This is a genomic window from Streptomyces sp. NPDC016459 (assembly GCF_040632845.1).
In the GTDB taxonomy this organism is placed as follows: domain Bacteria; phylum Actinomycetota; class Actinomycetes; order Streptomycetales; family Streptomycetaceae; genus Streptomyces.
Window position 1 is genome coordinate 329,052 of the sequence record NZ_JBEYCR010000001.1, and the last position, 24,582, is coordinate 353,633.

Consider the following 24,582-nt stretch of genomic DNA (forward strand, 5'->3'; position numbering starts at 1 on the left):
TCGGGGACGGAGGCTAGTCTGGCGGGCGTAAAGCACTCGCGGGAGCCCGGACGCACCGGGCTGAGAGGGAGGCTGGGACGGCCTCCGACCGTACGAACCTGATCCGGGTCATGCCGGCGAAGGGAGGGGCTGGACGCCCATGCGTTCTTCCGATGTCTCCGACATCTCCGATGTCCTCGTGATCGGGGGCGGCATCGTCGGCCTGGTCACGGCCTGGCGGTCCGCCCGGCGCGGACTGCGCACCACCGTCGTCGACCCGGACCCCGGCGGCGGCGCCGCACGGGTCGCGGCCGGGATGCTCGCCGCCGTCACCGAACTCCACTACGGCGAGGAGACCCTGCTCGGGCTCAACCTCGCCTCCGCCGCGCGCTACCCCGCCTTCGTCGCCGAGCTCGAGGAGTCCACGGGGCACGACGTCGGCTACCGCGCCTGCGGCACCCTCGCCGTCGCCCTCGACGCCGACGACCGGGCCCACCTGCGCGAACTGCACGCCCTGCAGACCCGCTGCGGGCTCGCCTCCGAGTGGCTCAGCGGCCGCGAGTGCCGCCGCCTCGAACCCATGCTCGCCCCGGGGGTGCGCGGCGGGCTGCGGGTCGACGGCGACCACCAGGTCGACCCGCGCCGACTGGCCGCCGCGCTCCTCGTCGCCTGCGAGCGGGCCGGGGTGGTCTTCCACCGCGCCCTCGCGCAGAGCCTGACGGTGGTGCGGGACCGCGCGCGCGGCGCCGTGCTCGCCGGAGGCCGGGAACTGACGGCCGACCAGGTCGTCCTGGCCGCCGGAAGCCTGAGCGGGCGGCTCGCGGGCGTGCCGGCCGAGGCGCTGCCGCCCGTCCGCCCCGTGAAGGGCCAGGTGCTGCGACTGCGGGTGCCGGCCGCGTACGCCCCCTTCCTCTCCCGGACCGTCCGGGCCGTCGTGCGGGGCAGCCACGTCTACCTGGTGCCCCGCGAGAACGGCGAGCTCGTCGTCGGCGCCACCAGCGAGGAACTCGGCTGGGACACCACGGTGACGGCGGGCGGGGTGTACGAGCTGCTGCGCGACGCCCACGAGCTGGTCCCCGGGATCACCGAGCTGCCGCTCACCGAGACCGTGGCGGGCCTGCGCCCCGCGTCCCCCGACAACGCGCCGCTGCTCGGCCCCACCGCGCTTCCCGGTCTGCACCTGGCCACCGGGCACTACCGCAACGGGGTCCTGCTCACCCCCGTCACCGGCGACGTCATGGCCGAGGTCCTCACCACCGGCGTCCTCCCCGACGAGGCGCGCCCCTTCACCCCCCGCCGTTTCGCCCCCGCCCCTCCCGTACGTCAGGAGCAGCCCGCATGAACGTGTCCGTGAACGGAGAACCGCGCGAGCTCTCCGGCCCCCTCACCCTCGACGCCCTCGTCGCCACCCTGACCACGGCCCGCTCCGGGGTCGCCGCCGCCCTCAACGAGACGGTCGTGCCGCGCGGGCAGTGGCCGTCGACGCTCCTCGGCGAAGGCGACCGGGTCGAGGTCCTCACCGCGGTACAGGGAGGCTGAACGCGATGTCCGACGACACCTTCGTCCTCGGCGGTACGGAGTTCTCCTCGCGCCTGATCATGGGCACCGGCGGGGCGCCCAGCCTCGACGTCCTGGAGCGCTCGCTGACCGCCAGCGGTACGGAACTGACGACGGTCGCCATGCGGCGCCTGGACCCCACCGTGCAGGGCTCGGTCCTCTCCGTACTGGAACGGCTCGGCATCCGCGTCCTGCCCAACACGGCGGGCTGCTTCACGGCCGGCGAGGCGGTCCTGACCGCACGGCTCGCGCGGGAGGCGCTCGGCACCGACTGGATCAAGCTGGAGGTCGTCGCCGACGAGCGGACCCTGCTGCCGGACGGGGAGGAGCTCCTCGCCGCGGCCGAGACCCTCGTGGACGACGGCTTCACCGTCCTCCCCTACACCAACGACGACCCGGTCCTCGCACGGAAGCTGGAGGACGTGGGCTGCGCGGCGATCATGCCGCTCGGCTCCCCCATCGGCTCCGGGCTCGGCATCCGCAACCCGCACAACTTCCAGCTGATCACGGAGCGGGCGGGGGTGCCGGTGATCCTCGACGCGGGCGCGGGCACGGCGTCCGACGCGACGCTCGCGATGGAGCTGGGGTGCGCGGCCGTGATGCTGGCGTCGGCGGTGACCCGGGCGCAGGAGCCGGTCCTGATGGCGGCGGCGATGCGGCACGCGGTCGAGGCGGGGCGGCTGGCGTGGCGGGCGGGCCGCATCCCCCGCCGCCACTTCGCGGAGGCGTCCTCCCCGTCCGCCGGCCGCCCCCGCCTGGACCCGGAACGCCCGGCCTTCTGACCCCCCGCCCCACGGCTCGTAGACTCGTCGCCGTGGACACGACCCTTCAGGACCCCCTCGTCGGGCGGCTGCTCGACGGCCGCTACCGCGTCGACGCGCGCATCGCCGTCGGCGGGATGGCCACGGTCTACCGGGCCGTGGACACCCGCCTCGACCGCGTCCTCGCGCTCAAGGTGATGCATCCCGCCCTCGCGACCGACGCCGCCTTCGTCGAGCGCTTCATCCGTGAGGCGAAGTCCGTCGCCCGCCTCGCCCACCCCAACGTGGTCGGGGTCTTCGACCAGGGCGCCGAGGGTGCGTACGTCTACCTGGCGATGGAGTACGTCGACGGCTGCACCCTCCGAGACGTCCTGCGCGAGCGCGGCGCCCTGGCACCCCGCGCCGCCCTGGACATCCTGGAGCCGATGCTCGCCGCGCTGGGCGCCGCGCACCGGGCCGGCTTCGTGCACCGGGACATGAAGCCGGAGAACGTCCTGATAGGGGACGACGGCCGGGTCAAGGTCGCCGACTTCGGTCTCGTACGGACCGTGGGCTCGGCGACCGCCACCACCGGCTCGGTCCTCGGCACCGTCTCGTACCTCGCGCCGGAGCAGATCGAGCACGGCACCGCCGACACCCGCGCCGACGTGTACGCCTGCGGTGTCGTCCTGTACGAGATGCTGACCGGTGGCAAGCCCCATGGCGGCGACACCCCCGCCCAGGTGCTCTACCAGCACCTCCACACCGACGTGCCCGCCCCCTCGGCCACCGTCCCCGGCCTCGCCCTGGAGCTCGACGAGCTGGTCGCGGCGGCCACCGCCCGCCACCCCGATGTCCGCCCGCACGACGCCGTCGCCCTGCTCGCCCTCCTCCGGGAGGCCCGCGCCGCGCTCGGCGAGGAGCAGCTGGACGCCGTACCCCCGCAGGCCCGGCCGGGGGCCCGGGACACGGCTGAGGACCGGACCAGTGTGATCACCCGGCCCGTACCGGCCGCCGGGGCGGAGGACCCCCAGCCGGTGCTGCACACGAACCGGTTGCCCGCGCCGGAGCCCCCCGCTCCCTCGCCGCCGACCCGCCGCCGGCCCCCGCGCGGCCCCCTTCTGATCGTCCTCGGTGTCCTGCTCGTCCTCGGGCTCGGCGCCGGCGTCTGGTACATCAATTCCGGCCAGTTCACCCGGGTCCCCGCCGTCCTCGGCCAGACCGAGACGGTCGCGACGGAGCGGATCACCGACGCCGGTCTTGAGGTCGGCACGACGAAGCGCGCGTTCAGCGACGTGTACGAGCGCGGCACCGTCATGGCCGTCGACCCGGCTCCGGGCGAGCGCCTCCGGGGCAACGGCACCGTCACCCTGACCCTGTCCCGGGGCCCGGAGATCGTGAAGGTGCCCAACCTCAGGAACAAGCCGCTCGCCGAGGCCAGGCGCATGCTGGAGAAGGAGGGTCTGGCACCCGGGGTGACCTCCACCGCGTTCAGCGACTCCGTCGCCCGGGGCTCCGTGATCAGCTCCGACCCCGAGCCCGGCACCGAGCGTGCGCCGGACTCGGCCGTCGCCCTGGTGGTCAGCAAGGGCGCACCGATCGACGTACCCGATGTCACCGGCGAGACCGTCGGCGACGCCACGGCCCTCCTCCAGGAGGCCGGGCTCACCGTGCGGGTCGCCCCGGAGCGGGTCCACTCCCCCGAGGACGCCGGAGCCGTCGCCGCGCAGTCCCTCGCCGAGGGCAGCAGGGCCGCCGAGGGCGACGCCGTCACCCTCACCGTCTCGAAGGGCCCCAAGCTCGTCGAGGTCCCGGACGTCACCGGCGAGACCGCCGACGACGCCCGCGCGGCCCTGGAGGACGCGGGCTTCCAGGTGGAGGTCGAGAAGTCCTTCCCCTACCTCGGCGACACGGTCGCGGACCAGTCCGTGGAGGGCGGCGCGACCGCGCCCGAGGGCTCCACCGTCAGCATCACGATCAAGGGACTGTAGAGACTCATGCGCAACCCCGTCGGCGGGCACGTCCCGGTGGCCGGTGGCCTCGCCACGACCGGCCTCGGCTACGCCCGTGAACTCGGCGCCGAGGCCGTGCAGGTCTTCGTCGCCAACCCGCGCGGCTGGGCCACCCCGGCCGGCAACCCCGCCCAGGACGAACGGTTCCGCGCCGAGTGCGCCGCCGAGTCGGTCTCGGCCTGGGTCCACGCCCCGTATCTGATCAACTTCGGCTCCCACACCGAGGCCACCGTCGACAAGTCGGTGGAGTCGCTGCGGCACTCGCTGCGGCGCGGTCGGGCGATCGGCGCGAAGGGGGTGGTGGTGCACACCGGCTCGGCGACCGGGGGCCGCCCGCGCGCGGAGGCGCTCGCCCAGGTACGGGAGCGGATGCTGCCGCTCCTCGACGAGCTGACGCACGACGAAGATCCGGATCTGCTCCTGGAGTCGACGGCGGGCCAGGGTTTCTCGCTCTGCTCGCGCGCGGAGGACTTCGGACCGTACTTCGACGCGCTCGACCGTCATCCGAAGCTGGGGATCTGCCTGGACACCTGCCACATCTTCGCCGCCGGCCATGATCTGACCGGTCCGCACGGCGCGGCCCAGACCCTCGACGAGCTGGTGGAGACCGTGGGCGAGGGGCGGCTGAAACTGATCCACGCCAATGACTCCCAGGACGTGGTCGGCGCCCGCAAGGACCGGCACGCGAACATCGGCGTGGGGCACATCGGTGAGGACGGCTTCCGGAACCTCCTCAGGCACCCGGCGTCGGACGGGGTGCCGCTGATCATCGAGACGCCGGGCGGCAAGGAGGGGCATCTCGCGGACGTGGAGCTGCTGAAGAAGCTCAGAGGCGTCGTTTCGGGCTGAGAGCACGCGGGAAAACGCGTTGAGGAATACCCCGTGGGGGTATACGGTTCCTGTAACGGCAGGAACCGCTACCCGGCGCTGGGAGCACCCGATGCAGCACGACGCGCACACCCACCACGACCACACCGCTCACTCCGGCCACTCAGGTCACTCCGGCAAGGTCTCCTGGTCCATGGCCGCCAAGGCGACGCTGCACTGCCTCACCGGCTGCGCCATCGGCGAGGTGCTCGGCATGGTCATCGGCACCGCGCTCGGCTGGGGCAACGTGCAGACGATGATCCTCGCCATCGTCCTGGCCTTCTTCTTCGGCTACGCGCTCACCCTGCGCGGCGTCCTGACCGCCGGCGTCGACTTCGGGACCGCGCTCAAGGTCGCCCTCGCCGCCGACACCCTCTCCATCACGGTCATGGAGATCATCGACAACGGCGTCCTCGCCCTCTGGCCCGGAGCCATGGACGCACACCTCTCGGAGCCGTTCTTCTGGATCGTGCTCGCCATCGCGCTCGCCGCCGCGTTCGTGATCACCACGCCGGTCAACAAGTGGATGATCGGCCGTGGCAAGGGCCACGCGGTGGTCCACCAGTACCACCACTGACCACACCCGCGGGCGGCCCCGAGCGGCTACAGCTCCGGGCCGTCTCCCGGTTCCTCCTGGTAGGAGTACCGCTGCTCGGTCCAGGGGTCGCCAAGGTTGTGATAGCCCCGTTCCTCCCAGAAGCCCCGCCGGTCGGCGGCCATGTACTCCACACCCCGGACCCACTTCGGGCCCTTCCAGGCGTACAGATGGGGGACGACGAGGCGCAGCGGAAAACCGTGCTCGGCGGTGAGCAGCTCGCCGTCCATGTGGGTGGCGAAGATCGTACGGTCCGCGGCGAAGTCGGCGAGCCGCATGTTGGCGCTGTAGCCGTACTCGGCCCAGACCATCACATGGGTCACCTGGGGCGCGGGCGGAGCGAGGTCGAGGACCGTGCGGGCCGGGACGCCACCCCATTCGGCCCCGAGCATGCTGAACTTCGTGACGCAGTGCAGATCGGCCACGACCGTGGAGAACGGGAGGGCCGAGAACTCCTCGTGGTTCCAGCACCGCTTGTCGCCGTCGGCCGTCGCCCCGAAGACGCGGAACTCCCAGCGGTCCGGCTTGAACTTGGGGACGGGCCCGTAGTGGGTGACCGGCCAGCCGCGCTGGAGCCGCTGGCCCGGCGGAAGGTCCGGCGAACGATCCGGCTGCCCCGCTCCCCGGTGTACTCCGCTCTCCGGCTGACCCATGTCATCCATGGTGACAGACTGCGAGGGGTGGTCATGACCAGGAGACGACAGGCATCGGCCGATTCGGGCATCTCGGACTAAGCCTGCACTTACTGGACGCCCCCCATTCGGGGTGCGAGGATGCGGCCATCCTGCCCAGTGATGGCGTAGACACGTAACGTGGAAGGAGCCTCTGCGATGCAGGGCGACCCCGAGGTCCTCGAGTTCCTCAACGAGCAGCTGACCGGCGAGCTGACGGCCATCAACCAGTACTGGTTGCACTATCGCATCCAGGACAACAAGGGGTGGACGAAGCTCGCCAAGTACACCCGCGAAGAGTCCATCGACGAGATGAAGCACGCGGACAAGCTGACCGAGCGCATCCTGATGCTCGACGGCCTGCCCAACTACCAGCGGCTCTTCCATGTGCGGGTCGGCCAGACGATCACCGAGATGTTCCAGGCGGACCGCCAGGTCGAGGTCGAGGCGATCGACCGTCTGCGGCGCGGGATCGAGGTCATGCGCGCCAAGGGCGACGTCACCTCGGCGAACCTCTTCGAGGAGATCCTGGCCGACGAGGAGCACCACATCGACTACCTGGACACGCAGCTGGAGCTGATCGAGTCCCTGGGTGAGGCGCTCTACATCTCGACGCTCATCGAGCAGCCGAGCTAAGCGGCTTCCTCGAGCTCCGCGACGGGCTCCGCGAGCTCCGTCGCGAGCGCGGGGATCCCCTGGTCCAGGAGCTCACGCCGGGGGCAGTTGCCGCGCCCGAGGATGGCCTGGATGCGACGGACGCACGAACCGCAGTCCGTGCCGGCCTTGCACGCCGAGGCGATCTGGCGGGGCGTGCAGGCACCCGCGTCCGCATGCTGCTTGACCTGCTTCTCCGTGACACCGAAGCATGAGCAGACGTACAACGCGGTTCACCTCCCGCCGTGATCGATTAGGCTAACCTAACCTTACCCGGCGGCGCGGGACCGCAAAAGTCCCGGATACGAGGATGGGGCGCGGATCACATGGATCCGCGCCCCATCCTCGTAGGTACCTACTTACTGATCGCGGTACATCTCCGCCACCAGGAACGCCAGGTCGAGGGACTGGCTGCGGTTGAGGCGCGGGTCGCAGGCCGTCTCGTAGCGCTGGTGCAGGTCGCCGACGAAGATCTCGTGGCCGCCGCCCACGCACTCGGTGACGTCGTCACCGGTGAGCTCGACGTGGATGCCGCCCGGGTGGGTGCCGAGGCTCTTGTGGACCTCGAAGAAGCCCTTGACCTCATCGAGCACGTCGTCGAAGCGGCGCGTCTTGTGGCCGGAGGCGGCCTCGAAGGTGTTGCCATGCATCGGGTCGGTGACCCAGGCGACGACCGCACCGGAGGCGGTGACCTTCTCGACCAGCTCGGGGAGCCTGTCGCGGACCTTGTCGGCGCCCATGCGGACGATGAAGGTCAGCCGGCCGGGCTCGCGGTCCGGGTCGAGCCGGTCGATGTACGTCAGCGCCTCGTCCACCGACGTGGTCGGGCCCAGCTTGATGCCGATCGGGTTCGCGATCCGGGAGGCGAACTCGATGTGGGCGTGGTCGAGCTGGCGGGTGCGCTCGCCGATCCAGACCATGTGGCCGGACGTGTCGTAGAGCTTGCCGGTGCGCGAGTCGGTACGGGTGAGGGCGCCCTCGTAGTCGAGCAGCAGCGCCTCGTGGGAGGCGTAGAACTCGACGGCCTTGAACTCGGCCGGGTCGGTGCCGCAGGCCTTCATGAAGTTCAGGGCGTTGTCGATCTCGCGGGCGAGCGCCTCGTAGCGCTGGCCCGAGGGGGACGACTTCACGAAGTCCTGGTTCCAGGCGTGCACCTGGCGCAGGTCGGCGTAGCCACCGGTGGTGAAGGCACGGACCAGGTTGAGCGTGGACGCGGAGGCGTTGTACATCCGCTTCAGGCGCTCGGGGTCCGGGATGCGGGACTTCTCGTCGAAGGCGAAGCCGTTGACCGAGTCGCCGCGGTACGTGGGCAGGGTGACGCCGTCACGGGTCTCGGTCCCCTTGGAGCGGGGCTTCGAGTACTGGCCGGCGATGCGGCCGACCTTCACCACGGGCACGGAGGCCGCGTAGGTGAGGACGGCGCTCATCTGGAGCAGCGTCTTGAGCTTGGCCCTGATGTGGTCGGCGGACACACCGTCGAAGGCCTCGGCGCAGTCGCCGCCCTGGAGCAGGAACGCCTCGCCACGGGCGACGGCTCCCATCCGGGCGCGCAGCTGGTCGCACTCGCCGGCGAAGACGAGCGGAGGATACGACTCGAGGTCCGCGATCACATCGCGCAGAGCCTCGGCATCGGGGTACTCGGGCTGCTGCGCCGCGGGCAGGTCTCGCCAGGTCGCCTTGGCGACGGCGTGGGAATCAGCGTTCACGGTCACACGCACAACATTACGGGGTTCTTCGTCCGGTCCTGTCCCCCTGCCCAGTGACTGAGACGGGCGCCCGAAATGTCCACTGACGATCTTCATTCCATCGAGTGGTGTTACCCTCTGGCCCGTTTCACAAGTACACGGTCGTACACAGTCGAATCACAGGGGTGGGCGTGACCCAGAGGCACCGCAGGGACCGCAAGAAGAAACGAATCCTCTACGGGGTGGCGGCAGCGGTCGTGGCCACAGCCACGATCGGCACCATCGCGGTCGCGTCTCCCGGCCTCCTCGGCGCGGCGGGCACCGACAAGGCTGCCGGGGAACCTTCCCTCCAGTCGCAGTTCGCAAACGCGGCGCGTGAGTTCGACGTGCCGCAGAGTGTGCTGATGGCCGTGTCGTACCGGCAGACGCGGTGGGAGTCGCACGACGGGCTGCCGAGCACGACCGGCGCGTACAACGTCATGGGTCTGACGGACGTCGACCCGGACGACGTCGAGCAGCACGACGACAGGGAGCGCCTCGCGCACCTCAACGCGAGCGGCAAGGCCGAGATCGAGAAGACCTTCGACGCGGAGAAGGCGCTGAAGGCGCTGCCCGAGGAGACCGTCGACACCGACGACCCCCGGCTGCACACCCTGGACCAGGCGGCCGAGCTGATCGACAGCTCCGGCGACGCCGTCAAGAACGACACCGCCGCCTCGATCCGCGCCGGTGCCGCGCTGCTCGCCGAGTACCAGCAGCAGGCCGGCGCCGAACTGTCCGACGACCCGGGCGACTGGTACCCGGCCGTCGCGCGGTACAGCCAGTCGCCCGACAAGAAGGGCGCCGACCTCTTCGCGAAGCGCGTCTTCGAGTCCATCAGGACGGGCGAGCGCAGTCTCACCACGGACGGCGAAACGGTCGCTCTCCCCGCCGACCCCGCGGTCGAGCCCGTGAAGCCGTCGAACGTACCGCTGGCCGCTTCCTTCGCGAGCACCACCGCCCTCCCGACGCCCGAGTGCCCGGCCGGTCTGCTCTGCGACTACCGTCCGGCCGAGGTGCCGAGCACCGGGCAGCGGAACTACACCCTCGCCGATCGCCCCAACAGTGACGTGGGCATCCGCCAGATCGTCATCCACGACACCGAGGGCAGTTACGAAGGGACGATCGCGACCTTCCAGAGCGCGACGGCCAAGGGCAGCGCCCATTACCTGATCCGTGCCCAGGACGGTCTGGTCACCCAGATGGTCGAGAACAAGAACATCGCCTGGCACGCGGGCAACTGGACCCTCAACATGCACGCCATCGGCGTGGAGCACGAGGGTTACGCGATCAAGGCCGGCCAGTGGTACACCGAGCCGCAGTACGAGTCCTCCGCCGCCCTGGTGAAGTTCCTCGCGGGGAAGTACGGCATCCCGATCGACCGCGAGCACATCATCGGCCACGACGAGGTGCCGGGGCACGTCGACGCCAAGGTCGCGGGCATGCACTGGGACGCCGGCCCCTTCTGGGACTGGAACCACTACATGTCCCTGATGGGTGCCCCGACGGGCGCCGGCGGCGCCGGCGGCCCGCTCAGCGTCGGCCAGCTGGTCCGCGTCGTTCCGCCGTTCACCTCGGCGAACCAGCCCAAGATCACCTACGGCGGCAACACCGTCACCGCCCAGCCGGCCAACTTCGGCTACCTGTACACCACGGCGTCGACCGCGACGCCGATCAAGGACGCGTACATCCCCAACGTCCTGTGGAGCGACGGTCCCAACTGGGGCAACAAGGTCCGCGCGGGCGGCACCTATGTGGTCACCGGCGTGCAGAACGACTGGACCCAGATCTGGTACGGCGGCCAGAAGGCCTGGTTCCACAACCCCGGTGGCCAGTACACCGCGCCCGTCACGGGCACCTCGCAGAAGGTGCTGAAGGCCAAGGCCGGAGTGACCCCGCGGATCTACGGCCGCGCCTTCCCCGAGGCCTCGGCGTACCCCGGCACCGGCGGTGTCACCGCACCGACGGAGAACCCCAACTACCTGTCGAAGTACGCCTTCGGCAGCGGCGGCGCGTACGTGAAGGCCGGCCCGGCGGTCAAGGGTGACGACTACTTCGGTTCCGCCCAGACCAACGTCGTGGGCACCGACATGTACATCCCCATCCGCTACAACCACCGCATGGCGTGGGTGAAGGCGACGGACGTCGTGGAGGAGTCCCCCGCCGCCCCCGTCGCCGCGAACAACCGCTACAACCTCCTCGCCCGTGACGCCTCCGGTGTCCTCTGGCAGTACCAGGGCACGGGCGACGCCTCCGCGCCGTTCCTGAACCGGTACCGGGTCGGGGGCGGGTGGGGCGGCTACAACGCCATCACCCCGATGACCGCGCTCCGTGCCGACGGCACCGGTGACGCCGTGGCCCGTGACGGTTCCGGTGTGCTCTGGTACCACCAGGGCAGCGGCAACCCGTCGGCGCCGTTCAAGACCCGTCTGCGGACCGGTGGCGGCTGGGAGATCTACGACCGGATCATCGCCGTCCGCGACGTGACCAACGACGGCAGGCCCGACCTGATCGCCCGCGAGAAGTCGGGTGTCCTGTGGCTGTACAAGGGCACCGGCGTCCCGGCCACCCCGTTCGCGACCCGGAGCAGGGTCGGCGGCGGCTGGCAGGCGTACAACGCGATCATCAGCACCGGCGACCTGTCCGGTGACGGCAAGGCGGACCTCATCGCCCGCGACACCTCCGGGGTGCTCTGGTCGTACACCGGTACGGGCAGCGCCACCACGCCGTTCGCGGCCCGCGTCAGGGTCGGCGGTGGCTGGGGTGCGTACAACAGCATCGTGGGTCCGAGCGACCTGTCCCGTGACGGCAAGGTCGACCTCGTCGCCCGCGACAGCGCCGGAACGCTCTGGTCCTACAAGGGCCTGGGCAGCGCGACCGTGCCCTTCGCGGCCCGCGTCAACGTCGGCCCGGGCTGGCAGATCTACAACCTGATCTTCTGATCGGGTAGTCGAGAGACAGCCCACGGCCCGAGGGGCCCGGCTCGTACCGTCCACGGTGCGGACCGGGCCCCTTTCCGGGTCCCGCTGGGTTACAGTGCTCGCATGTTCGCGCCTCAGATCCAGAACTGGTGGTGGACCGCTCATCCGGCGGCCCACTGACTGCGCGTACATCCACGCTTGCACAGGCCGCCCGAGGGGCGGCCTTTCTCGTGCCCGGGCCGTTCCTCTCCGCACTCCGCCGGAAGGAACCACGGACCCCATGGACCTCTCCCGTCTCCTCGACGAGTCCGCCCCGCCCTTCGCCCTGCTGCGCCGCCGCACCCCCGGTCACGACCACGACACCGTCGAGGTGCTGATCGGCCGGGTCCACGAGGCCGAGCGCCTCGCGGAGCTGCCCGTGGGCCCGCTGCCGACGCTCGCCCTCGTGCCCTTCCGGCAGATCCGGGAGCGCGGCTTCGACGTCCGCGACGACGGCACCCCGCTCTCCGTGCTCGTCGCCGACGAGGTGTACGAGCTGCCGCTCGCCGAGGCCGTCGAGCGGCTTCCCGCGCACGACGTGACCGTCGAGGACGGCGGCTTCGACGTCTCCGACGAGGAGTACGCCGGCATCGTGCGGCGGGTCGTCGACGAGGAGATCGGCTCGGGCGAGGGCGCGAACTTCGTCGTCCGTCGGACGTACACGGGGGAGATCCCCGGCTTCGGACGCGCCGACGCCCTCGCCCTGTTCCGCCGACTGCTCACGGGCGAGCGGGGCGCGTACTGGACCTTCGTCGTCCACACCGGAGACCGGACGCTCGTCGGGGCCAGCCCCGAGGTGCACGTACGGATGTCGGGCGGGACGGTCGTGATGAACCCGATCAGCGGCACGTACCGCTACCCGGCCGGCGCCGCCCCGACCGCCGAGGACCTCCTCGCCTTCCTCGCCGACCGCAAGGAGACCGAGGAGCTGTCGATGGTGGTCGACGAGGAGCTCAAGATGATGTGCACGGTCGGTGACATGGGCGGGGTGGTGATCGGGCCGCGGCTCAAGGAGATGGCCCATCTCGCGCACACCGAGTACGAGTTGCGGGGCCGCTCCAGCCTGGACGTGCGGGAGGTGCTGCGGGAGACGATGTTCGCGGCGACCGTGACCGGCTCGCCCGTACAGAACGCCTGCCGGGTGATCGAGCGTCACGAGGTCGGCGGGCGGGGCTACTACGCGGGGGCGCTCGCCCTGCTCGGCACCGACGGGAGCGGCGCGCAGACGCTGGACTCCCCGATTCTGATCCGTACCGCCGACATCGACGCCGATGGGCGGCTGCGGGTGCCGGTCGGCGCGACCCTGGTACGGCACTCCGACCCGGCGGGCGAGGTGGCCGAGACCCATGCCAAGGCGGCCGGGGTGCTCACCGCGCTCGGGGTGCGCGAGGGCAGGCCGGCGACGGGCGCGGCGGATCCGGTGGTCCCGGCGCGGCTCGCCGACGATCCCCGGGTACGGGCCGCCCTGGACGCCCGACGGGCCGACCTCGCGCCGTTCTGGCTGAAGATGCAGGTCCGCTCGGCCGAACTGACGGGCCACGCCCTGGTCGTCGACGCCGAGGACACCTTCACGGCGATGCTGGCGCACGTCCTGCGCTCCTCGGGCCTCGACGTGTCGGTGCTGCGGTACGACGAGCCGGGCCTGCGGGAGCTGGCCCTCGCCCACGAGGGGCCGGTGGTCCTGGGCCCCGGTCCCGGGAACCCCTCGGACGCGGCCGACCCGAAGATGCGCTTCCTGCGCTCCCTGACGGCCGAGCTGGTGCGGGACCACCGGTACGGGCTGCTCGGCGTCTGCCTCGGGCACGAGCTGATCGCCGCCGAGCTGGGCCTGGAGATCGTGCGCAAGCGGACCCCGTTCCAGGGGGCCCAGCTGTCGATCGACCTGTTCGGGCAGGAGCGGACGGTCGGCTTCTACAACAGCTTCACCGCCCGCTGCGACGACCGGACCGCGACGGAACTTGCGCTGCACCGCGTCGAGGTGAGCCGGGACGCGGAGACCGGCGAGGTCCACGCCCTGCGCGGGCCGGGCTTCGCGGGGGTCCAGTTCCACCCCGAGTCGGTCCTGACGACGGACGGAGCCGCCCTGACGGCCTCGCTGCTCGCGGGCGTACTGGTCTAGGGGATCCTCGGGACCAGGACGTTCTCGCTGCGCCGGCCCGCGGTGTAGTCGAGGACGTTCTGGACCGTGGTGTCGATGATCTGGCCGACCGCGTCCGCCGTGTAGTACGCCTGGTGGGAGGTGACCACCACGTTCGGGAAGGTGACGAGTCGGGCCAGGGTGTCGTCCTCGACGACCTCCAGGGACTTGTCGAGGAAGAAGAGCCCGGCCTCCGCCTCGTACACGTCGAGGCCGACGCCGGCGAAGCGTCCGGCCCGGAGTTCGGCGACCAGCGCGTCGGTGTCGACGAGTCCGCCCCGGCTGGAGTTCACCAGGATGACGTCGTCCTTCATCGTCTTGAGGGCCCGCGCGTCGACGAGGTGCCGGGTCGACGGGAGCAGCGGCACGTGCAGGCTGATCAGATCGGCCTCGGCGAAGAGCTGCTCCTTCTCGACGTACGTCATGCCGAGGGCGACGCAGGCGGGGTTCTCGGCGACGTCCCACCCGAGCAGGTTCATGCCGAAGCCGTGGGCGATCCGGGTGAACGCCTCCCCGATCTTGCCGGTGCCGAGGACGCCGACGGTACGGCCCCGCAGGTCACGGCCCATCAGTCCGTCGAGGCGGAAGTCGAAGTCGCGGGTCCGGTTGGAGGCGCGGACGATCCGGCGGTTGACGGCGGTCGCGAGGGTCCAGGCGAACTCGGCGACGGAGTACGGCGAGTAGGACGAGACCCGGGCGACGGTGAGGCCCAGCCGCTCGGCCACCTCCAGATCGATGTTGTTGAAGCCCGTGGAACGCTGGGCGATCATCTGGGTCCCTCCGGCGGCGAGGGTCTGCAGGACCCGGTGGTCCAGGACCGCGTTGACGCTGGTGGAGACGATCTCGTAACCGGCCGCGATGGGGGCGGTGTCCTCGCTGAGGAAGACGTTCACGCAGCGGACGTCGTGGTGTCCCGCGAACGCCTTCTCGATCAGGGGCTTCTCGTCCGCCTGCACGCCGAATGCCAGGATTTCCACGAAAGTCCCCTTGATGCGGTGATGGGCCGTATATCCGCGAATATACGGCCCATGTCGCGTCGAGCCGGCTCACACGTCGTCGAGGCCCCGCTCGATGGCGTACCGGACGAGCTCCACCCGGTTGTGCAGCTGGAGCTTGCCGAGGGTGTTCTGGACGTGGTTCTGCACCGTGCGGTGCGAGATCACCAGGCGCTCCGCGATCTGCTTGTAGCTGAGGCCCTTGGCGACGAGCCGCAGGACCTCGGTCTCGCGCTCGGTCAGCTGCGGGGCCTTCGGCTCGTCGCCGCCGGCCGCCGGAGCGGGCTCGGAGGCGAGCCGGCGGTACTCGCCGAGGACCAGACCGGCGAGACCGGGCGTGAAGACGGGGTCGCCGACCGCCGTCCGGCGCACGGCGTCGATGAGCTCCTCCGTACTGGCCGACTTGAGGAGGTAGCCGGTGGCGCCGGACTTGACCGCCTCCAGGACGTCGGCGTGCTCACCGCTCGCGGAGAGCACGAGGACCCGCAGCTCCGGCCGGGCGCCGACGAGTTCCTTGCACACCCGGGCGCCCGGCTTCAGCGGCAGGTTCAGGTCCAGGACGAGGACGTCCGGGGTGACCGCGTGGGCGCGGCGCACCGCCTGCTCGCCGTCGCCGGCGGTGGCGACCACGTCGAGGCCCGCCTCGGCCAGGTCGCGGGCGACCGCGTCCCGCCACATCGGATGGTCGTCGACGACCATCACCCTGATCGGCCGCTCGGCCCGCTGCTCGCTCATCTTCCTCGTCCTGCCTTCCCCCGTGGGACCTTCAACTCGACTTCCGTGCCCTGTCCGGGGACCGAGATCAGCTCGGCCGTGCCGCCGAGCTCCCGCAGTCTCCCCCGGATGGAGAGGGCGACGCCCATCCGGCCCTCGCCCTCCGCCTGTGCGAGACGGCCCTCCGGGATGCCCGGGCCGTCGTCCCGCACCGTGACGATCACCTCGTCCGGCCAGTCCTCGACGAGGATCCAGGCCCGTGCGTCCTCCCCCGCGTGCACCCGCACATTGTCCAGGGCGGCGCCGACGGCGGCGGCCAGTTCGCGGGCGGCGGGCGGCGGCAGCAGGACCGGGACACCCGGATCGGAGAGCGTGACCCGGGCCCCGGCGCGCGGGGCGAGCAGGAGGCGCAGGTCGACGGGCGATCCGTCGTCGGCGTCGTCCACGTCGACCACCCGGACCACCGCGCCCTGCGACTCGTCCTCGGAGACCAGGCTGGGCCGGTTCAGACCGCCGGCGACGAGGGTACGGAGGGCCACCTCCTGCTCGCCCGCCATCCGGCCGAGCTCCGCGGCCTCGCCGCCGATCGCCGTGCCGCGCCGCTGCACCATCGCGAGGATCTGGAGGACGCTGTCGTGGATGTCCCGGGCGAGCCGCTCGCGCTCCCGGGTCGCGGCCTCGATCTCCAGGGCGCGGGCGAGGGTGCGCTCCGAGGCGCGGGCGACCTCGACGACGTACCCGATGGCGATGGAGGCCACCCAGACGAGCAGGACGTTGTGGAGGGTGTCCCGGCTGGGGTGTCCCCGCTCCACGAGGTTGGCGACGGCGACAAGCGAGGAGGCGAGGCCGGCCCAGCGCCAGCCGCCCTTGATCGCGTACGCGAGGACGGAGCCGGCGGTCCATATCGACGGCAGGGTGGGGCCGTCGACCGTCTGGGCGTGGGCGTCGGCGAGCGGGGTCAGGAGGATGCCGACGAGGGCGACGGTGAGGTCGGCGCCCAGGAAGCGGTTGGTGCAGCTGGCCGCGTTCGCCACCTTGGGCAGGGTCGCGAGGGTCCAGACGCACATCACCGCGAGATAGGCGACGCCGATCCAGGGCCGCTCGTAGGCCTCCCGGCCGAAGGCGAAGATCAGGACCGCGTAGACCATGGTCAGGACGCGGTAGCCGGTCAGCGCGTGCCACAGCGGCTGCTCGACCGACATGCGGACGACATGCTCGCGCTCGGCCATCTCCCCCACCCCCCGGACGTCCCTCGCGGGAACGCCTACGCGCCGGACTCTTCCCGGGCCGCGATCTCGGCCTTCACGGCCTCCTTGGCCGCCTTTTCGGCGTCCGCGATCTGCCGCTTGGCGGCGGTCGCGTAGATGTCGACGTACTCCTGGCCGGACAGCTTCATGATCTCGTACATGACCTCGTCGGTCACCGAGCGCAGGATGAAGCGGTCCCCCTCCATGCCCTGGTAGCGGGTGAAGTCCAAAGGCTTGCCGATCCGGATCCCCGGGCGCATCAGCTTGGGGACGACCTTGCCGGGCGGCTGGATCTTCTCCGTGTCGATCATGGCGACCGGGATCACGGGCGCGCCGGTGGCCAGGGCCACCCGGGCGAGACCGCCGGGCTTGCCCCGGTAGAGGCGCCCGTCGGGCGAGCGGGTGCCCTCGGGGTAGATCCCGAAGAGGCCGCCCTTCTCGATGACCTGGATGCCGGCCTTGATGGCCGCCTCGCCCGCGCCGCGGGCACCCGAACGGTCCACCGGCAGCTGGCCGACGCCCTTGAAGAAGGCGGCGGTGAGCTTGCCCTTCACACCCGGCGAGGTGAAGTACTCCGCCTTGGCGATGAAGGTGACCTTGCGGTCGAGGACGGCCGGCAGGAAGAAGGAGTCGGAGAACGACAGGTGGTTGCTCGCCAGGATCGCGGGCCCCTCGGCGGGAATGTTCTCCAGACCCTCCACCCAGGGCCGGAAGGCAAGCTTGAGGGACCCTCCGAGGGAGAACTTCATTGCGCCGTAGATCAACTCGCCATGCCTTCCGTGTGCCGTGGCGACGACTTTATCCCGTACCGGGGTACGGCCCCCGCTACGGCCCTGGTCGGTGTCGGTCCGGTCGCGTACCGTGAAGGTCCTTCCCCAATTTCCGTCGCTCCGGCGCACCCGAGGACGCCGAAGTGCAACCGAACAGGAGACCCCGGTGCCGGTCCTTCCCGGAGCCGAGCCGTACCGCCACGAGGGCGGAGAGGTCGGCGTCCTTCTCTGTCACGGATTCACCGGTTCCCCGCAGTCACTGCGCCCGTGGGCCGAGTACCTCGCCGAGCGCGGACTCACGGTGTCGCTGCCGCTGCTGCCCGGCCACGGCACCCGCTGGCACGACATGCAGCTCACCACCTGGCACGACTGGTACGCGGAGGTGGACCGGGCGCTGAGCGAGCTCGTGGGGCGGTGCGGGACCGTCTTCGTCTTCGGCCTCTCCATGGGCGGGGCGCTGGCGCTGCGGCTGGCCGCCCAGCACGGGGACGCCGTGCAGGGCGTCGTCCTGGTCAACCCGGGCAACAAGGTGCACGGGGTGGCGGCGCACGCGCTGCCGATCGTGCGGCACCTGGTCTCCTCGACGAACGGGATCGCCAGCGACATCGCCAAGGAGGGCGTGACCGAGATCGGGTACGACCGGGTGCCGCTGCACGCCGCGTACTCGCTGCGGCAGTTCTTCCGGACCGTGGACGGGGAGCTTCCGCAGGTCACGCAGCCGGTGCTGCTGCTGCACAGCCCCCAGGACCATGTCGTGCCCCCGGCCGACTCGGCCCGGATCCTCTCCCGGATCTCCTCGACGGACGTCCGGGAGGTCCTGCTGGAACAGAGCTACCACGTGGCGACGTTGGACCATGACGCGGAGCAGATCTTCGACGAGAGCCTGGCCTTCGTCGAGCGTCTCGCCCCGGGTCTGGTCGGCGGAGAGGGGAGCAGGAGCGGTGGCTGAGCAGCAGGACGGCGGCGAGCGGGAGCCGCAGCCCATCGACGAGGCGGCGGCCTGGGCCGCGATCGTCGCCGGGTACGGCGAGGAGCCCGTGGACCCACCGGGGGCGAAGCCGTTCCGGACCGTCGAGACCCTTTCGCTGCCGGAACCGGAGGGCGAGGGGACGCACACTTCCGACGGGCCCGGCCCGAGCGGTCCGAAGGCCCCGCCGGAGGAGTCCGGGGGCGGGGCGACCGGGAGCGGCACGACCGGACCGGGTGACTCCGCGCCTGGAAAGTCCCCCGTCGAGAAGTCCCTGACCGAGAAGTTCAGGATCGAGACGTCCCGGCCGGCGGAGGACTCGCAACCCCCGGACGGGAAGCCCTCTGACGGGAAGCCCTCTGACGGGAAGCCCGAGGGGACGAAGCCCGGGGACACGGAGCCGGAGAGCGGTGGGCCGGGGGACGGGTCCGCGCGGCCCGCCCTCGGGAGTTCCGTCGTGTTCGCGCCCGGGGTGCGGCCCGCCGGCCCCCGGGACTACTCCCCCGCCGAGCCGGACGACGGGCCCGGCGGCTCCGACGAGGACCACTTCGTCCCGCCGGAGCCGCCCCCCCTGCCCGACGCGGACGCCACGACCAGGTTCGCCTGGCTCGCCGTGATCGGCGGCCCGGTGCTGATGCTCCTGGCCGTCCTGCTGCGCTGGGACATGACCTGGTGGCTGACCACGCTGTGCGTCGGCGGCTTCCTGGGCGGCTTCGCCACCCTGGTGGGGCGCATGAAGCACGACGACGACGATGACGACGGCTTCGACGACCCGGGCCGGGGCGCGGTCGTCTGAGCCGCTCGTACGGCGACGTACGACGCACGGATGTCACGCCGCGGGGAGGTCACGCCCCGGTGACGCTACGACGCGGGGACGCGGACCGCCGCAAGCACCGGAAGGTGATCGGTGGCGGCCCGCAGGTCCGCCGGGTCGAGGTCGTCGGGCACCCCGCACCCGAGGAACTCCACGCCCGGGGTGGCCAGGATCGCGTCGATCCGCTGGTGCGGGTCGGCGGGGGTCGAGGTGTTCTCGCCGCCCCAGGGGCTGACCTCCCAGCCGTCCTGGAGCTCCTTCGTGAGCCGGCGGAAGGCGGGGCCGTCGGGTCGTTCGTTGAGGTCCCCCGCGACCAGCGCGTACGGGGTCCCCAGGGCCGCGACCCGGTCCAGGACCATCCCGGCCTGGGCGTACCGCTCCTCCTCCCGCAGGCTCAGGTGGCAGCTGACCAGACCGACGCGTGCCCGGCCGAAGCGGACGACGGCGGTCGCGAGACCGCGCCGGTGGAGACCGGGCGTGAGCGGCAGCAGCACGTCCTCGGTGCGTTCCACGGTGGCCCGCAGGGAGCACAGCAGCAGTGGGCCGGCCGCGGTGGCGCCGCCACTGAGGACGACGAGGCCGCTCTTGGCGGCGAGCCGGGCGGCATGCTTGCGCCAGCGGAAGAAGCGCGGGGCCTCCTGGACGAGGACGACATCCGGGGCGCAGGCCCGGATCACCCGGGCGAGGGCGTCCTCGTCGTCGCGCATCGAGCGGATGTTGTAGCCGAGGACCCGCAGGACGGCCGAACCGTCCGCTTCGGTCCGGGAGTTGGGCAGCTCACTGATCGCCATGCCCCGTAACGTACGACAACCGCCCGTCGCGTCCGCAAGGACGCGACGGGCGGTTGTCGCAAAGGGGTGAGGCTCAGCCCTGCCGGGCCAGGTCGGCGGCGCCGACCAGGCCGGCCTTGTTGCCGAGCTGGGCCGCGAGGACCTGGGCGTGCGGACGCCACTGGCCGCCGATCAGCCAGCGCCGGAAGGACTTGCGGATCGGGTCGAGGACGAGGTCGCCCTCGTCCGAGACGCCGCCGCCGACGATGAACGCCGAGGGGTCGAAGAGCGAGGCCAGGTCCGCGAGACCGGCGCCGGCCCAGCGGGCCAGCTCACGGAAGGAGTCGACGGCGACCGGGTCGCCGGCGCGGGCGGCCTGGCTGACGTGCTTGCCCTCGATGCCCTCGGGGGTGCCGTCGCCGAGGCCGAGCAGCACCTCCGCGCGCTCCGGGGTGGCGTTGGCGCGCTGCCTGGCGTAGCGGACGAGGGCGCGCCCGGAGGCGTACTGCTCCCAGCAGCCCTGGCTGCCGCAACCGCACAGCAGACCGTCGGGGACGACCCGGATGTGGCCGAACTCGGCGGCCACGCCGAAGCGTCCGCGGCGCAGCTTGTTGCCGATGATGATGCCGCCGCCGAGGCCGGTGCCGAGGGTGATGCAGATGACGTCCTCGTGGCCCTGGCCGGCGCCGAACCTGTACTCGCCCCAGGCGGCCGCGTTGGCGTCGTTCTCGACGACGACGGGCAGCCCGACCCGCTGTTCGACCTTGTCCTTGAGCGGCTCGTGGCGCCAGTCGATGTTCGGTGCGAAGAGGACGGTGGCGCGCTTGTCGTCGACGTAGCCCGCGGCGCCGATGCCGACGGCCTCGATCGAGTGCCCCTTGCCGGCCTCGGAGACGGCCGCGCAGATCGCGTCGACGATGCCTTCGGGGGTCGGCGGGGTGGGCACCTTGTGCGTGTCGAGGATGTTGCCCTCCTCGTCGACCACGCCGGCCGCGATCTTCGTGCCGCCGATGTCGACGCCGATGGTGAGTCCCATGTGTCCCTCAGTTTTCGGTCGAGCCCCGCTACGGCCCACCGTACCCGAGGGGGACGGGCCTACTGATCAGTCGAGGTCGATGTGCTGGCCGGTTCCCGGCCCTTCGTCGTCCTTGCGGTCGTCCTCGCGGGCGTCGTCGCGCGGGCCGCCCGTGTCCTTGCGGGGGTCGCGCGGGTCGTCCGGGGACACCGCCTCGTCGCGGGTCCAGCGGCGCTCGTGGCCCTCGACGGCGGAGCGGTAGGCGGCGAGCAGTTCGTTCCCGGCGGCCGCGAGGTGGTCGAAGACCTGCGGGTTGCGCTCGATGACGGGCTCGACGACGGCTTTCGCCTGGTGGACGAGCTGCTGCACGGTCTCGGCGGCCTGGCCGCCGAGCAGCGGGTTCCCGAGGCTGCCGGAGACCTTGTCGGCGACGGCCTCGAAGAGCTTGCGGAACTCCTCGGCGGGCGAACCCGGCCCGTCACCGCGCCGGTCCCTGCGGCGGGCCCTCTCCGCCTCCAGGTCCTCGGCGCACGCCTTGGCCCAGGCGTCCGAATCGCTCATGGCGTACTCCTCAGTGGCTGGTACTTCGACGGTACACGCCCCTTCAGGAAGTACGGGGCCAGAGGCCGGGGTCCGGCGTGAAGCGCACCCTGAGGTCGCCCTCGACGAGCCCGGCACCGCTGACGGTGCAGCGGCGCAGGGCGCCCGGCAGGGGCATGCTGCGGCGGAAGCCACCGACGGTCAGGAGCAGTTCGTCACCCCTGCGGACGAGGGACAGCTCCTCCTTGACGGCCCCGGGGAGGGCGATGTGCCAGACGAGGACGCCGTCCTCCTCGCGCCGGTCCTCGACGGTCCAGCGCGGTACGGGGGCGGGCGCGGCGGCGGGCCGTGCGGGCGCGAGGAGCGCGAGGTCCTCGGGCCCGCGCGGGTTCCGGCCGAGGTGGGGGAGCTCGTCGACGGTTCCGGCGGCGGTACGGAGCTCCGCGAGGTGCCGGTGCTGCTGGGCGGCGAGCCCGGCGAGCCAGGGGTCGTCGGAGTCGGCGGGCAGGAGCCGGTTGGCGACGACGGCGTCGAGGGCCAGGCGCTGGACGGCGAGGCCGAGCCGGGCGGTGCGCAGGGCGCGGGCGGCGGCGGGGCCGGGTTCCAGGACGAGCCGGACGCTGGTGGTGGGGGCTTCGACGACGGCTTGGACGGCGGCCAGCTCGGCCTCCCAGCGGGCGGTGGTCTCGTACAGCCACTGAGCGGGCATGGGGACCCCGGCGAGCTGGGCGAGCATCGGGCGCAGGGCGCGGGCGGCCTGGCGTTCGGCGGGCAGGAGGCGGCGCAGATAGCGGCGGAGCTGCTCGGGCAGGGCGAGGAGGGCGAGGGCCTCGGGGAGGGGCGGCAGGTCGACGACGGCGAGCTCGTGGTCGCCCTGGGCGGCGTCGCGGAGGGAGCGGAGCAGGGCGAACTGGCGGCTGCCGGGCAGCTCGGTGAGTTCGGCGTCCTCGAAGGGCGTGGCGCCGAGCAGGTCGAGGGCGGTGCCGGAGCGGGCCTGAAGGGCGAGGAACTCACGGCGGAAGTCGGCGGCGGGCTCGGGGCGGTGGACGCGGAGCGCGCCGGGGAACTCGGAGCGGTGGACGGCGTCGGCGGCCGGCTCGGGGCCGTGGGCGTCGGGGACCTCGCCGGTCAGGAGCGGGTCGGCGTCCTCGGAGACGAGCAGGACCCGCCGGCCGGCCCGTGCCTCCGCGAGGGCGGTGGCGGCGGCGACGGTGGTGCGGCCGGCGCCGCCGGGACCGGTGACAAGGATGATCCGCATGCCGGGAACGTTACCGGCCGCCGGCGGGGCCCTCCGCGGGCCCCCGACGCGACTGCCCGCCCGCCCGGCCGGCCCGTTACGAGCCCGACTCCACGCGCTTCTTCAGGCCCGCGAGCGCCCGGTCGATGATGACCTTCTCCGCCTTGCGCTTGATCATGCCGAGCATCGGGATCTTGACGTCGACGGTCAGCTGGTACGTGACCTCCGTGCGGTCGCCGCCGAGCGCGGCGAGCCGGTAGGAGCCGTCGAGGGAGCGGAGCATCTGGGACTTGACCAGGGTCCAGCTGACCTCGTCGGCGCCGGTCCAGGTGTAGGCGAGGGTGTGGTCGTCCTTGATGGCGCCGGCGTCGAGGAGCAGCCGGACCTTCTCCGCGCGGCCGGAGCCGTCGGTCTCCAGGACCTCGGCCTCCTTCACCTCGCCCGTCCACTCCGGGTAGCGGGCGAAGTCGGCGATCACGCCCATGACGTCGGCCGGCGCCGCCTCGATGGTGATGCTCGAGCTGGTGTGTTCGGCCATCGTGGTGGCTCCTCCACTGTGCGGTCCGGCGGAAATCGAAGGAAGTCGCAGGGCACGGACGTGCCGACGGCAGGCTATCGCGCCGTGACCGCGCGCCCGTCACCACTCCAGCGCGAAGGGCCTGCCCGTGGAGGCGAAGTGGCCGACGTTCACGCACTCGGTCGAGGCGATCCGCATCCGCCGGGCCAGCGGCTGGTGGACGTGGCCGAAGAGGGAGTAGCGGGGCCGGGTGCGCCGGATGGCGTCGAGCAGGGCACGGCTGCCGCGCTCGAAGCGGCGGGCGACGGTGTCGTACGTCAGCTCGGGGACGTCCGGCGGGATGTGGGAGCAGAGGACGTCGACGTCGCCGAGGGCCTCGACCTTCGCCGCGTACTCCTCGTCGGAGATCTCGTACGGCGTGCGCATGGGGGTGCGCAGACCGCCGCCGACGAAGCCGAACACGAGTCCGCCGAGCTCGACCCGCTGGCCGTCGAGGACGGTCGTCCCGGGCCGGGCGAAGTCGGGCCAGAGGCGGGGGATGTCGACGTTTCCGTAGGTGGCGTACGTGGGGGTGGGGAAGGCGGCGAAGAGTTGCGCGTACTGGCGGCGGACCGCGGTCTCGATCGCGGTGTCCCGGTCGACGTCGAGTGCGGCCCAGAGGCGGCGGCCCAGGTCGCGGGCCTCGTCGAAGCGGCGGGCGGTGCGGAGTTCCACGAGCCGGTCGGCGTTCTCGACGCCGAAGAGCTCGGGGAAGATCCCCCGGCTGTGGTCGGCGTAGTCGAGGAAGAGGACCAGGTCCCCCAGGCATATGAGGGCGTCGGCGCCGTCCCCCGCCCTGGCGAGGTCTCCGGCGTTTCCGTGCACGTCACTGACCACATGGACTCGCATGCGCCCTACCTTAGGGGGTGCGACCTGCGGTTACTTCCGAGTCGGCAAACCTGTGGATTACTGTGCGCAGAGCACCGCCACACATGTGTGATGCACGGAACATCTGGCCGGAACCCCCTATCGGCAACCATGTACTGATGGGTAACGTCCGGGCAGTCCAGTCGTGCTCACCCCCACTGAGCGCCCGCCATTTCTTGGACTTCACCGGTGCA

25 protein-coding genes and 1 riboswitch are annotated in these 24,582 nt (G+C 71.8%); of the genes, 12 read left to right on the forward strand and 13 right to left on the reverse strand.

Features of this window, described 5'->3' with window-relative positions; genetic code table 11:
• The first annotated feature begins 28 nt into the window (after window positions 1-28).
• Window positions 29-142: riboswitch (TPP riboswitch) on the forward strand.
• The 6 genes from thiO (at window position 140) to ABZ567_RS01485 (ending at window position 5,732) form a co-directional block, all read left to right on the forward strand.
• Window positions 140-1,321 (forward strand): glycine oxidase ThiO, encoded by a 1,182-nt coding sequence (thiO, locus tag ABZ567_RS01460; protein ID WP_360783183.1) that lies wholly within the window; start codon window positions 140-142, stop codon window positions 1,319-1,321. Its footprint overlaps the riboswitch before it by 3 nt.
• Window positions 1,318-1,518, forward strand: a complete 201-nt coding sequence (gene thiS / locus ABZ567_RS01465; protein WP_360783186.1) for a sulfur carrier protein ThiS — start codon at window positions 1,318-1,320, stop codon at window positions 1,516-1,518. Before thiO ends, thiS begins: the two co-directional genes overlap by 4 nt.
• A gap of 5 nt (window positions 1,519-1,523) precedes the next feature.
• Window positions 1,524-2,318: a thiazole synthase gene (locus ABZ567_RS01470; protein WP_360783188.1), complete on the forward strand. Its 795-nt coding sequence runs from the start codon at window positions 1,524-1,526 to the stop codon at window positions 2,316-2,318.
• Between the two features lie 32 nt (window positions 2,319-2,350).
• Window positions 2,351-4,267: a Stk1 family PASTA domain-containing Ser/Thr kinase gene (gene pknB / locus ABZ567_RS01475; RefSeq protein WP_360783190.1), complete on the forward strand. Its 1,917-nt coding sequence runs from the start codon at window positions 2,351-2,353 to the stop codon at window positions 4,265-4,267.
• A gap of 6 nt (window positions 4,268-4,273) precedes the next feature.
• Entirely contained in the window at window positions 4,274-5,137 is an 864-nt protein-coding gene (locus ABZ567_RS01480) for a deoxyribonuclease IV (protein WP_360783193.1), read from the forward strand.
• A gap of 91 nt (window positions 5,138-5,228) precedes the next feature.
• A complete protein-coding gene (locus tag ABZ567_RS01485) occupies window positions 5,229-5,732 on the forward strand; it encodes a DUF4396 domain-containing protein (protein WP_360783195.1) in 504 nt (167 codons plus the stop codon).
• 26 nt (window positions 5,733-5,758) lie between these two features.
• On the opposite strand, the gene ABZ567_RS01490 is transcribed toward ABZ567_RS01485, so the two are convergent.
• Window positions 5,759-6,403 carry a sulfite oxidase-like oxidoreductase gene (locus tag ABZ567_RS01490; RefSeq protein ID WP_360783198.1) on the reverse strand — a complete coding sequence of 215 codons (645 nt, stop codon included), beginning with the start codon at window positions 6,401-6,403 and terminating at the stop codon, window positions 5,759-5,761.
• Window positions 6,404-6,580: 177 nt separating this feature from the next.
• Here ABZ567_RS01490 and bfr point away from each other — a divergent pair, with 177 nt between their 5' ends.
• On the forward strand, window positions 6,581-7,057 hold the full coding sequence (gene bfr / locus ABZ567_RS01495; protein WP_360783200.1) for a bacterioferritin: 477 nt from the start codon (window positions 6,581-6,583) through the stop codon (window positions 7,055-7,057).
• Here bfr and ABZ567_RS01500 read toward each other — a convergent pair.
• Entirely contained in the window at window positions 7,054-7,302 is a 249-nt protein-coding gene (locus tag ABZ567_RS01500; RefSeq protein WP_360783203.1) for a (2Fe-2S)-binding protein, read from the reverse strand. The genes bfr and ABZ567_RS01500 overlap by 4 nt on opposite strands.
• 132 nt (window positions 7,303-7,434) lie before the next feature.
• Complete coding sequence (locus ABZ567_RS01505; protein ID WP_360783206.1) at window positions 7,435-8,787, reverse strand: class II 3-deoxy-7-phosphoheptulonate synthase; 1,353 nt, start codon at window positions 8,785-8,787, stop codon at window positions 7,435-7,437.
• Window positions 8,788-8,951: 164 nt separating this feature from the next.
• Between ABZ567_RS01505 and ABZ567_RS01510 the strand changes: the two genes are divergently transcribed.
• From ABZ567_RS01510 to ABZ567_RS01520, 3 genes are all read left to right on the forward strand, one after another.
• Window positions 8,952-11,741: an N-acetylmuramoyl-L-alanine amidase gene (locus ABZ567_RS01510; RefSeq protein WP_360783209.1), complete on the forward strand. Its 2,790-nt coding sequence runs from the start codon at window positions 8,952-8,954 to the stop codon at window positions 11,739-11,741.
• A 102-nt stretch (window positions 11,742-11,843) separates the two neighbouring features.
• Window positions 11,844-11,900: a trp operon leader peptide gene (locus ABZ567_RS01515; protein WP_071892416.1), complete on the forward strand. Its 57-nt coding sequence runs from the start codon at window positions 11,844-11,846 to the stop codon at window positions 11,898-11,900.
• A gap of 100 nt (window positions 11,901-12,000) precedes the next feature.
• Window positions 12,001-13,878: an anthranilate synthase family protein gene (locus ABZ567_RS01520; RefSeq protein WP_360783211.1), complete on the forward strand. Its 1,878-nt coding sequence runs from the start codon at window positions 12,001-12,003 to the stop codon at window positions 13,876-13,878.
• On the opposite strand, the gene ABZ567_RS01525 is transcribed toward ABZ567_RS01520, so the two are convergent.
• The 4 genes from ABZ567_RS01525 to ABZ567_RS01540 form a co-directional block, all read right to left on the reverse strand.
• Window positions 13,875-14,873: a 2-hydroxyacid dehydrogenase gene (locus tag ABZ567_RS01525; RefSeq protein ID WP_360783214.1), complete on the reverse strand. Its 999-nt coding sequence runs from the start codon at window positions 14,871-14,873 to the stop codon at window positions 13,875-13,877. The two genes, ABZ567_RS01520 and ABZ567_RS01525, sit on opposite strands and share 4 nt — an antisense overlap.
• A gap of 69 nt (window positions 14,874-14,942) precedes the next feature.
• Window positions 14,943-15,626 (reverse strand): response regulator transcription factor, encoded by a 684-nt coding sequence (locus ABZ567_RS01530; RefSeq protein WP_360783216.1) that lies wholly within the window; start codon window positions 15,624-15,626, stop codon window positions 14,943-14,945.
• Window positions 15,623-16,834 (reverse strand): DUF5931 domain-containing protein, encoded by a 1,212-nt coding sequence (locus ABZ567_RS01535; protein WP_360783219.1) that lies wholly within the window; start codon window positions 16,832-16,834, stop codon window positions 15,623-15,625. Before ABZ567_RS01535 ends, ABZ567_RS01530 begins: the two co-directional genes overlap by 4 nt.
• 35 nt (window positions 16,835-16,869) lie before the next feature.
• Window positions 16,870-17,616, reverse strand: a complete 747-nt coding sequence (locus ABZ567_RS01540) for a lysophospholipid acyltransferase family protein (protein ID WP_351214727.1) — start codon at window positions 17,614-17,616, stop codon at window positions 16,870-16,872.
• Window positions 17,617-17,788: 172 nt separating this feature from the next.
• Here ABZ567_RS01540 and ABZ567_RS01545 point away from each other — a divergent pair, with 172 nt between their 5' ends.
• A complete protein-coding gene (locus ABZ567_RS01545; RefSeq protein ID WP_360783223.1) occupies window positions 17,789-18,571 on the forward strand; it encodes an alpha/beta fold hydrolase in 783 nt (260 codons plus the stop codon).
• Window positions 18,564-19,385: a hypothetical protein gene (locus ABZ567_RS01550; protein ID WP_360783226.1), complete on the forward strand. Its 822-nt coding sequence runs from the start codon at window positions 18,564-18,566 to the stop codon at window positions 19,383-19,385. Before ABZ567_RS01545 ends, ABZ567_RS01550 begins: the two co-directional genes overlap by 8 nt.
• A gap of 65 nt (window positions 19,386-19,450) precedes the next feature.
• Here the strand turns inward: ABZ567_RS01550 and ABZ567_RS01555 are convergent, their stop codons facing one another.
• The 6 genes from ABZ567_RS01555 to ABZ567_RS01580 form a co-directional block, all read right to left on the reverse strand.
• The gene (locus ABZ567_RS01555) at window positions 19,451-20,194 is read right to left on the reverse strand and encodes an endonuclease/exonuclease/phosphatase family protein (protein WP_360783228.1); all 744 of its coding nucleotides are present in this window, start codon (window positions 20,192-20,194) and stop codon (window positions 19,451-19,453) included.
• Between the two features lie 73 nt (window positions 20,195-20,267).
• Window positions 20,268-21,209 (reverse strand): ROK family glucokinase, encoded by a 942-nt coding sequence (locus ABZ567_RS01560; protein WP_360783230.1) that lies wholly within the window; start codon window positions 21,207-21,209, stop codon window positions 20,268-20,270.
• A gap of 66 nt (window positions 21,210-21,275) precedes the next feature.
• Window positions 21,276-21,749, reverse strand: coding sequence for a DUF5304 domain-containing protein (locus ABZ567_RS01565; RefSeq protein ID WP_360783232.1), 474 nt, complete (start codon window positions 21,747-21,749; stop codon window positions 21,276-21,278).
• Window positions 21,750-21,792: 43 nt separating this feature from the next.
• The gene (locus ABZ567_RS01570; protein WP_360783235.1) at window positions 21,793-22,986 is read right to left on the reverse strand and encodes an ArsA-related P-loop ATPase; all 1,194 of its coding nucleotides are present in this window, start codon (window positions 22,984-22,986) and stop codon (window positions 21,793-21,795) included.
• A 76-nt stretch (window positions 22,987-23,062) separates the two neighbouring features.
• Entirely contained in the window at window positions 23,063-23,503 is a 441-nt protein-coding gene (locus tag ABZ567_RS01575; protein ID WP_360783238.1) for an SRPBCC family protein, read from the reverse strand.
• 99 nt (window positions 23,504-23,602) lie between these two features.
• On the reverse strand, window positions 23,603-24,370 hold the full coding sequence (locus ABZ567_RS01580) for a metallophosphoesterase (RefSeq protein ID WP_360783241.1): 768 nt from the start codon (window positions 24,368-24,370) through the stop codon (window positions 23,603-23,605).
• Between the last annotated feature and the right edge of the window lie 212 nt (window positions 24,371-24,582).